This is a genomic window from Pleomorphomonas carboxyditropha (genome assembly GCF_002770725.1).
Classification (GTDB): Bacteria; Pseudomonadota; Alphaproteobacteria; order Rhizobiales; family Pleomorphomonadaceae; genus Pleomorphomonas; species Pleomorphomonas carboxyditropha.
In genome coordinates this window covers 109,243-119,619 of record NZ_NQVN01000015.1, presented here as the reverse complement: position 1 = coordinate 119,619, position 10,377 = coordinate 109,243, and the positions used below count along the sequence as shown (strand labels likewise).

Genomic DNA, 10,377 nt, shown 5'->3' with positions numbered 1-10,377 from the left:
TGGTCTCGACCGGGCCGAGGTCGTTGATGCCGACAACCTCGATGTCATTGCGGCCGGACTCGACGATCGCGCGCAGAACGTTACGACCGATACGACCAAAGCCGTTGATGGCGACCTTTACTGCCATGTTCATCTCCCAATGATGCTGGTTATATTTCGTGGCGTCTGGGTCTCTTCGCAAAGAGACTTGCGTTCCTCACGAGAACCGCCCCGGAAACCGGACGGCATCGGTGTACGCCGGTGGTTTTCGGTTGTCACTTCAGAAGGTGTGAAGGCGTCCGAAAGCAAAACGGAGGCGGGTCGCCCCGCCTCCGTTCGCCGGTTTTCGCTATTTATTCGGCCGCCTTGCGACCCTTGGCGGGCTTGACCGCCTCGACGGGCTGAGCCGCCTCCACCGTCTCGGTGCGCTCGGTCGGCTCGACATAGGCCCGGCCGTAGTAGCTGTCGACCAGAATGGCCTTCAGCTCGGAGATCAGCGGGAAGCGCGGGTTGGCGCCGGTGCACTGATCGTCGAACGCCTCGACGGCGATCTTGTCGACCTTGGCGAGGAACTCCGCCTCCGGCACGCCCGCCGCCTGGATCGACGCCGGGATGTCGAGCTGCTTCTTCAGCTCTTCGACCCAGGCGATCAGGTTGTCGACCCGCTGCTGGGTGCGCTCGGCATGCAGGCCGAGGTGCGTGGCGATCTCGCCGTAACGGGCCCGGGCCTTCGGACGGTCATACTGCGAGAAGGCCGTCTGCTTGGTCGGGTTGTTGGTGGCGTTGTAGCGGATCACGTTGGCGATCAAGAGCGCGTTCGACAGGCCGTGCGGCAGGTGGAAGGCCGCGCCGAGCTTGTGGGCCATGGAGTGGCAGACGCCGAGGAAGGCATTGGCGAAGGCGATGCCGGCGATGGTGGCGCCGTTATGCACCTTCTCGCGGGCGATCGGATCGTTGGCGCCTTCCTTGTAGGCGGCCGGCAGGTATTCCTTGAGCAGCTTCAGCGCCTGCAGCGCCTGGCCGTCGGAATACTCGTTGGCCAGCACCGAGGCATAGGCCTCCAGGGCATGGGTGACGGCGTCGATACCGCCGAAGGCGGTCAGCGACTTCGGCATGTTCATGACGAAGTTGGCGTCGACGATGGCCATGTTGGGCGTCAGCTCGTAGTCGGCGAGCGGATACTTCATGCCCGTCGAGTCGTCGGTGACGACGGCGAACGGCGTCACTTCCGAACCGGTGCCGGAGGTGGTCGGAATGGCCACCAGCTCGGCCTTGATGCCCAGCTTCGGGAACTTGTAGATGCGCTTGCGGATGTCCATGAAGCGCAGCGCCAGGTCCTCGAAGTGTACTTCCGGATGCTCGTACATCACCCACATGATCTTGGCCGCGTCCATGGCCGAGCCGCCGCCGAAGGCAATGATCACGTCCGGCTTGAAGGAAACGGCGCGCTCGGTGCCCTTGCGGACGGCGGAGAGCGTCGGATCGGCCTCGACGTCATAATAGGTCTCGACGTCCATGCCGTGGGACTTCAAGAGCTCGATGACGCCGTCGGCATAGCCGTTGAGGAACAGGAAGCGGTCGGTGACCACCAGCGCGCGCTTCTTGCCCTCGAGGTCCTTGAACGCTTCGGCGATGGCGCCGCGGCGGAAGTAGATGGACTTGGGGAGCTTGTGCCAGAGCATGTTTTCGGCTCGCTTCGCGACGGTCTTGCGGTTGATGAGGTGCTTCGGACCGACGTTGTCGGAGATCGAGTTGCCACCCCAGCTGCCGCAACCGAGCGTCAGAGACGGCGCCAGGTTGAAGTTGTAGAGGTCACCGATGCCGCCGAGGGCGGACGGCGAGTTGATGAGGATACGGGCCGTCTTCATCTTGTCGCCGAAAGCGGCGACGCGGTCCTGGTGACGGTCCTGGTCGGTGTAGAGCACCGAGGTATGGCCGATACCGCCGAGGGCGACCAGCGCGGCGGCGGCGTCGACGGCGGCCTCGAAGTCCGGACGACGGTAGAGGGCGAGCGTCGGCGACAGCTTCTCGTGGGCGAAGGGCTCGCTCTCCTCGACGCTGTCGACCTCGCCGATCAGGATCTTGGTGTCGGCGGGAACGGCGATGCCGGCGGAGGCGGCGATCTTGACGGCCGACTGGCCGACGACGTCCGGAGACAGATGGCCGCCGGGGAACACGACGTTGCGCACCGCGCCGAGCTCGTTGCCCGAGAGGATGTAGCCGCCGTGGCTCTGGAAGCGCTCGCGGACCGCGTCGTAGACGCTGTCGACGGCGATCACCGCCTGCTCGGAGGCGCAGATCATGCCGTTGTCGAAGGTCTTGGACATCAGGATCGAGGCGACGGCGCGCTTGATGTCGCCGAACTCGTCGATGACCACCGGCGCATTGCCGGCGCCGACGCCGATGGCGGGCTTGCCGGAGGAGTAGGCCGCCTTCACCATGGCCGGACCACCGGTGGCCAGGATCAGGTTGACGTCGGGGTGACGCATCAGGGCGTTGGAGAGCTCGACGGACGGCGTGTCGATCCAGCCGATGATGTCGGCCGGGGCGCCGGCGGCGACGGCGGCGTCAAGCACCAGCTTGGCGGCGGCGCAGGTCGACTTCTTGGCGCGCGGATGGGGGGAGAAGACGATGCCGTTGCGGGTCTTCAGGCTGATCAGCGCCTTGAAGATGGCGGTCGACGTCGGGTTGGTGGTCGGCACGATGCCGCAGATCAGGCCGATCGGCTCGGCGATGGTGATGGTGCCGCCGAGGTCGTCGACCTCCAGCACGCCGCAGGTCTTCTCTTCCTTGTACTTGTTGTAGATGTACTCGGAAGCGAAGTGGTTCTTGATGACCTTGTCTTCCACCACGCCCATGCCGGTCTCTTCGGCCGCCTGCATGGCGAGCGGAATGCGGGCGGCGGCGGCGGCGAAGGCGGCCTGGCGGAAGATCAGATCGACCTGCTCCTGGGAGAACGTCGCATAGATCTGCTGGGCGCGCTTGACGCGGGATACCAGCGCGTCGAGATCAGCCGGGCTATTGATTGGCATGTTCTTCTCCTGTCTTCCAAGCATTCGTCCCGAAGGCGAGGCGGTTGTGGAGGACCTTTTCGAGGGTCCGCTTTATTGTGTCCCGATGCATATGGGATCGTTTTCAGTCCAATGGTCAAGCCTTGAACCGATTAAGTTTCCAATGCGTAGTGGTACTACAGACTGACCAAAATTCTTCTTAAGGGCGTTGATAGAAAAGGTGAAATCCGCCAGCTTCAGGGAATTGGCCCGCTTGCCTCCCGGGGGTCGCCAACGCACCGGTGAATTTTATCAGAAAAACTACTGATTTCAAATTGGTGCGGCTGAGCAAGCCTCATGTAATCCTTTTCAGTGGTTTCGGAGGGCGAGGAGGACGCCATCGGGAAATCGGCGCGAGGTCATGGGGCCTTTGAAAAATGGCGGTTAGTATCAAGGACGTGGCCCAGAGGGCCGGTGTGTCGGTGGCTACCGTGTCGCGGGTGTTCGGCAACGGCCCGGTCAGCCCGGAGCTGCGCGAGCGGGTGGAGAAAGCTATCGCCGCCACCGGCTATCGGCCCAATCTTTCGGCCCGCCGGCTGCGCTCGCAGCACTCCCAGACCATCGGCCTCATGGTGGCCGACATCCGCAGCCCGTTCTTCACCGCATTGAGCCGGGTGGTCGAGGACGAGGCCTATCGTTCCGGCCTGCGCGTCATTCTCTGCAACACCGACGAGAGCGCCGAGCGCGAGGCGATGTACCTGCGCCTGATGGAAGAGGAGCGCGTCACCGGCCTCATCTGGTCGCCGACTCGCGGCAGCCTCGAACGGCTGGCCGACGAGGATCCGCCGTTTCCGGTGGTGCTGGTCGACCGCGGCGGGCCGGTCGGCCGACACGACAGCGTCGTTCTCGACAATCAGCAGGCGACGGCGACGCTGGTCCGTCACCTTCATACCATCGGCCGCGGCCGTATCGTCGGCCTGTTCGGCAACACCTCGTCGACGGCGGTCGACCGCCACCTCGGCTACCTCACGGCCACCGCCGCGCTCGGCCTGTCGTCCGAGGCCTTCTTCGTGCCGCCCAACGCCGAGGCGGCCGAGCGCGAGATCGTCAAGGTGTTTTCCCGTCCCGACCGGCCGGACGGCGTCATCGCTTCGAGCAGCGCGATACTGCTCGGCGTGGTCAAGGCGATGCGGCGGCTTGGGCTCAGGACGCCCGACGACGTCGCCATCGCCGGCTTCGACAACGAGACATGGTCGGAACTGGTCGGGCCGGGCCTCACGGTCATCGAGCAGCCGGTCGGCGACATCGGCCGCATGGCGATGACGCTGCTGTTCGACCGGCTCAGGGCGCCGAAGGCGCCGGCCCGCAAGGTGATGCTGTCCGGCCGGCTGATCGTGCGCGGCTCGACGGCGCCGGTGACCGGCCTCGTCGACGAGCCGGTGGACTAGATCATGCGGTCCTGACGGACGCATGATGATCTAGTATCTTGTTACTGCATCGGATTTCCCGAAAACCGGATTCCACTTTTCGGTCCGATGCTCTAGTCTTCATCGATCGGATGGAAATGCACGTGGTCGTGGCGGTGCTGGTGCCGGTGCGCCACCGCCGGCTTCAGGTGTCCGTCTTCCAGCAGCACCGCCCGCGTCGACAGCGTGGCGAGGAAATGCGCGTCGTGCGACACCAGGATCATCGCCACGGGCAGTTCGGCGAGGATGGCGGTGAGGCGGGCGAGATGCGCCTCGTCGAGCGCGTTGGTCGGCTCGTCGAGCAGCAGCACGTCCGGATCCATGGCCAGCACGCCGGCCAGCGCCACCAGCCGTTTTTCGCCGCCGGAAAGGTGGTGGGTGACCCGCTGATTAAGAGTCAGCAGGTCGAGATCGGCCAGCACCGCCTGCGCCCGCTCGATCGCCTGCGCCGGCGTGAAGCCGAGGTTGAGCGGGCCGAAGGCGACGTCCTCGATCACCGTCGGCGCGAACAGCTGGTCGTCGGAATCCTGAAACAGGAAGCCGATCCGCTGGCGCAGATCGCGGAAGTCGGTCTCCTCGCGCCGGGCGCGGCCGAAGGCGACGATTTCGCCGGCATCCGGCATTTCCAGCCCGACGATGGCGCGCAGCAGCGTGGTCTTGCCGGCGCCGTTGGCGCCCGCCAGCGCCAGCCGCTCGCCGCTTTCGAGCCGAAGATCGACCCCGTCGAGCACCAGCCGGCCGCCGCGCCGGACGCTCAGGCCGCAAAGATCGAGAAGGGCGGTCATCAAAGGCGATCCATCAGGAGAAGCCCGCCGGCGAGGAGAGCGGTCAGCCCGGCGGCGGCGATGTCGGCGGCGCCGAACCGCTCCAGCGTAACAAGCGGGAATCGTCCGGCAAAGCCCCGGCAGCGCATCGCCTCGTTCACCCGCTCGGCGCGCTCGACGGCCCGCACCAGCAACTGGCCGATGAAGTGGCCGTAGCTCCTGAGGGTATGCAGGTCGGTGGCGGGCACAAAGCCGCGCAGGCGCATGGCGTCATGGAGGCGCCGCGCCTCGGCGCGCAGCAATTCGATATAGCGGATCGAAAACAGGAAGACCTGGACGAGACGCGACGGCAGGCCCAGCCGGCCGAGCGCGTGGCCGAGCCGGATGGGCGTCAGGCCGGAAATCAGCGGCAGGACGACGAGCGCCGCCGCGGTGATGCGGAGGGCCAGCGTCGCCGCCCGTTCGAGGCCAGGCACCGACAGGCCGACCGGCCCGATCGCGATGAACGGCGGCAGCCGTGTCGTCAGCGGCAGCGCGACGAACAGGATCAGCAGGAAGCCCTCGACATGCAGCAGCCGCCGGATCGTCTGCCGCGCCGGTATGCCGGCCAGCGTCGTGAGCAGGATGCCGAGAAGGATCGCCGCGCCGAGCAGCATCCAGGAGCGAAGGCTGACCAGCGCCAGAACCAGCGCCACGGCGGCGATGACGCGGGTACGCGTGTCGAGCCGGTCGAGCGGCGAGACGCGGGCGGCGGCGTCGATCGTGTCAGTTGCCATGGCCGCTCCGCCGCGAGCGGAGCCAGGCCCAGAGGCCGGCCATGCCGGCGATCCAGCCGACACCGCCGACGAGGTCGTTGAAGCGAACCCGGCCTTCGGCGGCGTCGTAGGCTTCGAGCAGCGGCCGGATCTGCCGCGCCACCGCCGCATCGACCGATTGGGCGATGCGGGCATCGAGATCGGCCGGGAGGGCGTTCGCCGGCGAGGCGTCCGCTGCCGCCGCTGCCGTGACGGGCATGCCGTCCGTCGAGATGTCGATGTCGGCGAAATGGCCGTCCCCAGCGGCGAGGGTCAGGTGGTAGCGGCCGGGCGCCGGAGGCGTGAAGCTGAAGCCGCCGTCATCGCCGGTCTTGAGGCGGCTTAATTCCTCGCCGTCCGGGGTGGCGATCACCAGGTCGGCGCCCTGCGGACGGCCGCCGCCGATGTAGAATCCATAGCCGGCAATGGTTCCGACGGTCACCTGGGCGAACAGCTTCAGGCGATGCGCCTCGGCGGGCAGGGCCAGAAGGAGGAAGGCGGCGAGCGCGGCGGCGAGGCGACGGGTCACGGGGACGTTCCAGTGAAGGCGGACGCTCCGATCATCTCCGGTTTCACCTTGAGAAGATAGAGCGTCACGAAGGCGGACACCACGGCCTCGATGGCGGCGAGCGGCAGGTAGGCCGCCGCCATCACGCCGACGGCCGGCGCGAAGGCCGGCTCCGACAGGGCGATCTCCAGACCGACCAGACCGGCGGTGACGATCACCGACAATGCGGCCGCCATGCCGACGAGCGCCGCCGACCGGCTGGGATGGCCGGCGTCGACGAACCGGCGGACGGCCGCGGCCAGGGCCACGCCCGGCAAGGCCATATTGACCAGGTCGACGCCGAGCGTCGTCAGTCCGCCGAAGCCGAACAGCAGCGCCTGCAGCAGCAGGCCGACGAAGATGGCCGGAAACGCCTTCCAGCCGAGCATGAGGCCGATCAGCCCGCCGAGCAGCAGGTGGACGGAGGTCGGGCCGAGCGGAAAGGCCAGCGACGAGGCGATGAAGAACACGGCGGCGAGCAGGGCCGTTCGCGGGATATCCCGGTCGCCGAGCCGGCGAATGCCGAGCATGAGGCCGCCGGCGCCGGCCAGCGTACCGGCCGCGAGGACCGGCAGCGACAGGATGCCGTCCGGAATATGCGCCATGTCAGGCCTCCCGCCGGGTCGTCATTTGGCGCCGCCCATGTCGGTCGCCTTCACCCACATCAGCGCGCCGAGCTCGGTCGCCGCCGGCTTGCCGTCCGGCGATTGGGCCTCCGGGCCGTCGATCAGCGCCGCGAAACCCCACCAGCCCGCCTTCGGCATGGCGTAGGAGAACACGCCCATGTCGTCGGCCTTGATCACCTGGGTGATGAAGGCCTCGTTGGGCGGCATCACCGAGCCGTCGTTGACCCACTCGACCTCGATCTCGGCGCCGGGCACCGGCTGGCCGTCCTTGAGCACGACGCCGCGGAACAGGTTGCCGGTCCACAGGCCGGTCGGCCGGACGAGCGGCGCGATCTCCACCGGCAGGCCGACGAGACGATCCCAGCCTTCTCCGGAGGCGTAGCCGTCCACCACCACCTTGGCGTAGTGGACGATGTACTTGTTCTCGGCCGGCTCCCAATAGGGCTTGGGCTCGACGAACAATATCTCGGCGCCGGGCTCGGCGACGTCGCGTTCGAAGCGCCAGGCTTGCTTGCCGTCGACAGGAACCTCGGTCAGCGTGCTCGTGATGTCCTCGACGCCCTTTTCGCTGGCGACGCCGACCCGCGCCGGCCTGGCCATGTCCATGGTCGGGCCGCGCTCCATCGGATGGGTGAACACCAGGTCGACGGTGACCTTGCCGCCCTCGGGCAGCACGTCCGCCGACGGCAGGATCTCCTGGAAATGGGCGAAGGCGGGCGAGGCGAGAGCGATCAGGGCGGCGGTGGCAATGAGCGTGCGCATCGGTCTTTCCGTTTTGCGTTGGTATGAGGAAAATACAAAATCATCATACCGATGCAATACGGTAAAAGGCTAGGGTCGCTCTTGCCGGCGGGTCGTCCGCCCTAATTGTCGCTCGTTTCGGCCTCGTGGCTGTGAGAATGGTCGTGTGGCCGGTCGCCTTTTCCTTCGATCGGCACCACCACCAGACGGCCGTAGCGGACGCCGCGTTCGGCGGTCAGATGCTCGGCGAAATGGCTGATCTCGCCGGCCCGGCCCTTCAGCAGCGTCACTTCCAGGCAGTTGGCCTCGTCGAGATGGACGTGCGTCGTGGCGAGCGACAGGTCGTGATGGTGGTGATGCACCGCCGCGAGGCGCCGGGCCAGCTCGCGCTTCTCGTGATCGAAGGTGTAGACGACTGCGGCGACGCAATCCCGCTCGGGATCGGCGGCGGTGGCCAGTTCCCCGAGGCCGGCGCGGGCGAGGTCGCGGATCGCCTCGGAGCGGTTCTGGTAGCCGCGCCGGGCGATGAAGGCATCGATCTCCTCGACGAGGTCGTCATCCAGTGTGATGGTCACCCGCTGCAAGGCATTCTCCCTGGGTTCCGGTCCGGCCGACGGCCGCCGGCGGGCAGGTTAGCAGGGTCCGGCCGGGGAAGGATAGGGCGTGCGCTTCCCTACACCCTTCCAAGCTCGCTGGCGAACGACGAGTAGCTTGCCGAGGAGAGCGGCAGGTAGGTCTTGTTCATGCGGCCGCAGATCGTCTTCAGCTTCTCGACGGCGGTGTGGCTGACGCAATCGACCGGAAACATCACCACGTCGGCGCGGACCAGCACGCCGTCCAGCGTCTCGGCCGACTGTTCGGCGCCGCCGTCATGGTAGATCAGCGAACCGCGGCAGCGCTCGACGAGGTCGCGCATGCGCGACACCGTGCGCGGCCGGCCGCCGATATAGGCGATGCAGCGCCCTTCGAGGTTGAACGGGCAATCGTCGGCGCAGGCGCGGGGCGTGCCGGGCGAAGCGTCGGCCAACTGGTCGGAAAGATCGGCCACGCGCGCCTCGGCGGCGGCGAGCCGGTCGGTCAATGCGTCGATTTCGGCGGCGAGCCGGTCATTGCGGCGCAGCGCGAGGTCGAGCCGGCGGCCGAGGTCGTCGGCCCTGTCGGCGAGGCGCGTGGTCTCCTCGCCGCCTTCCAGCTCGGCGACGCGGGCGCGCAGCGTCGCCGCCTCCCGCACGAAAGGCTCGATGCCGGACACCAGGCGGCCGAGCCGATCGATCTCGCGGTCGCGGGCGGCCAGCGCTTCCAGATGGCCGGCATTGGCCTGTTCCAGCCGGCGGGCGAGGGCGGCGCACTGCTGTTCGGCCAACGAGCGCGCCCGGGCATCGCCGCGGTGCGAGGCGCCGCACAGGTGCGACATCATGTGCACCTCGCCGAAGACGCGGACCTCCAGCGCGCCGCCGAGATGCACGTGGCTCATCACCGCCCAGAAGGCGCCGGCGATCTGTCCCTCGGCCACCTCGCGATCCCAGAACGCCGACAGTTCCTCCTCCGAACGGCAGCGCGACGCCTTGCGCACCGCACCGGCGTGGTTGGCGTCGAGCAGCTTCTGGACGGCGCTGGAGGCGCGGTTGCGGCTCGACATGGCGTGCACGAAGGCGCCGTGCAGTTCGTAGTCGGTCATCAGCTCGATGCCGTGGAACAGGCCCAGCCGCTTCGCCGTCTTGCGCAGATCGGCCAGCGTCAGGCAGGTGCCGAGCGTCACGCAGTGGCAACTCTTCGGCAGGTCCCAGATTCTCGGCCGCTCATGACGGACGGGACGGAGCAGCGGCCGGTCGGGGGCGAAAGAGGATAGCGATGTGGCCGCCTCGACCGGCCCGGGCAGCGAGAAGACGGTCTTGCCGAGCATGTCAGTTCCCTTTGGGCAGCAGCGCGCAGAGGGCGCGATCGACGGCATCGGCCGACACCTCCAGCTCGAACGGGCAGCCGCGCCCGGCGCAGAGATCGGCGTGGGCACAACGGAAGATGCCGGCCCGCATTTCCACCAGTTCGGCGCACATACGCGCCTCCACCTCGCCGCGATCGGGCGGATTGAGGGCCTCCAGCACGGTGCGCCGGACTTCCACCTCGCGGTCGACGGGCATTTCCGGCGCGACGCCGACCGGCGCGTGAATGAAGCGGTAGAGCCGCGACATGCCGACGAGGCTCGCCGTGTAGCCGCCGGGCGCCCGCGGGCGGGGCACCAGCGCGCACCGTTCGGTGAGTCGCCGGCAGGCGAGGGCGTCGGGCCGGCTGGAAGCCGGCTCCTCGCCGCGGGCTTTGCGGCGTTTCTCCTCGCTTACGAAGCGCACGAGGACCAGGAGGTCCTCGACGTCCTGGGCGGGCCAGCTTTCGGGCGGAAGATGAGGCGCGTTCATGGTCGGCTTCCGGCGATGGGATTCACCGATAGGGAGCATAACTTGAATCTATGAGTCAA

11 protein-coding genes are annotated in these 10,377 nt (G+C 67.5%); 1 reads left to right on the top strand and 10 read right to left on the bottom strand.

Annotation, left to right across the window (positions count from 1 at the left end; translation table 11 throughout):
- A partial coding sequence (locus tag CJ014_RS19075; protein WP_245427450.1) for a glyceraldehyde 3-phosphate dehydrogenase NAD-binding domain-containing protein occupies window positions 1-133 on the bottom strand: 133 nt, incomplete at its 3' end.
- A gap of 199 nt (window positions 134-332) precedes the next feature.
- Window positions 333-3,011: a bifunctional acetaldehyde-CoA/alcohol dehydrogenase gene (adhE, locus tag CJ014_RS19070; RefSeq protein ID WP_100082082.1), complete on the bottom strand. Its 2,679-nt coding sequence runs from the start codon at window positions 3,009-3,011 to the stop codon at window positions 333-335.
- Window positions 3,012-3,406: 395 nt separating this feature from the next.
- On the opposite strand from adhE, the gene CJ014_RS19065 reads away from it, so the two are divergent.
- Complete coding sequence (locus CJ014_RS19065; RefSeq protein WP_100082081.1) at window positions 3,407-4,417, top strand: LacI family DNA-binding transcriptional regulator; 1,011 nt, start codon at window positions 3,407-3,409, stop codon at window positions 4,415-4,417.
- Window positions 4,418-4,509: 92 nt separating this feature from the next.
- On the opposite strand, the gene CJ014_RS19060 is transcribed toward CJ014_RS19065, so the two are convergent.
- The 8 genes from CJ014_RS19060 to CJ014_RS19025 form a co-directional block, all read right to left on the bottom strand.
- Window positions 4,510-5,220 (bottom strand): energy-coupling factor ABC transporter ATP-binding protein, encoded by a 711-nt coding sequence (locus CJ014_RS19060; protein WP_100082080.1) that lies wholly within the window; start codon window positions 5,218-5,220, stop codon window positions 4,510-4,512.
- Window positions 5,220-5,975: a cobalt ECF transporter T component CbiQ gene (gene cbiQ, locus CJ014_RS19055; RefSeq protein WP_100082079.1), complete on the bottom strand. Its 756-nt coding sequence runs from the start codon at window positions 5,973-5,975 to the stop codon at window positions 5,220-5,222. Before cbiQ ends, CJ014_RS19060 begins: the two co-directional genes overlap by 1 nt.
- Window positions 5,965-6,522, bottom strand: a complete 558-nt coding sequence (locus CJ014_RS19050) for a cobalamin biosynthesis protein CbiM (RefSeq protein ID WP_100082078.1) — start codon at window positions 6,520-6,522, stop codon at window positions 5,965-5,967. The genes cbiQ and CJ014_RS19050 overlap by 11 nt, the downstream gene beginning before the upstream one ends.
- A complete protein-coding gene (cbiM, locus tag CJ014_RS19045; protein WP_100082077.1) occupies window positions 6,519-7,145 on the bottom strand; it encodes a cobalt transporter CbiM in 627 nt (208 codons plus the stop codon). Before cbiM ends, CJ014_RS19050 begins: the two co-directional genes overlap by 4 nt.
- Window positions 7,146-7,166: 21 nt before the next feature.
- Window positions 7,167-7,928 carry a DUF4198 domain-containing protein gene (locus CJ014_RS19040; protein ID WP_100082076.1) on the bottom strand — a complete coding sequence of 254 codons (762 nt, stop codon included), beginning with the start codon at window positions 7,926-7,928 and terminating at the stop codon, window positions 7,167-7,169.
- A gap of 101 nt (window positions 7,929-8,029) precedes the next feature.
- A complete protein-coding gene (gene nikR, locus CJ014_RS19035) occupies window positions 8,030-8,491 on the bottom strand; it encodes a nickel-responsive transcriptional regulator NikR (RefSeq protein ID WP_100082075.1) in 462 nt (153 codons plus the stop codon).
- An 89-nt stretch (window positions 8,492-8,580) separates the two neighbouring features.
- Entirely contained in the window at window positions 8,581-9,810 is a 1,230-nt protein-coding gene (locus CJ014_RS19030) for a DUF2325 domain-containing protein (protein WP_100082074.1), read from the bottom strand.
- Between the two features lies 1 nt (window position 9,811).
- Window positions 9,812-10,318 carry a hypothetical protein gene (locus tag CJ014_RS19025; protein ID WP_100082073.1) on the bottom strand — a complete coding sequence of 169 codons (507 nt, stop codon included), beginning with the start codon at window positions 10,316-10,318 and terminating at the stop codon, window positions 9,812-9,814.
- Window positions 10,319-10,377 lie beyond the last annotated feature (59 nt).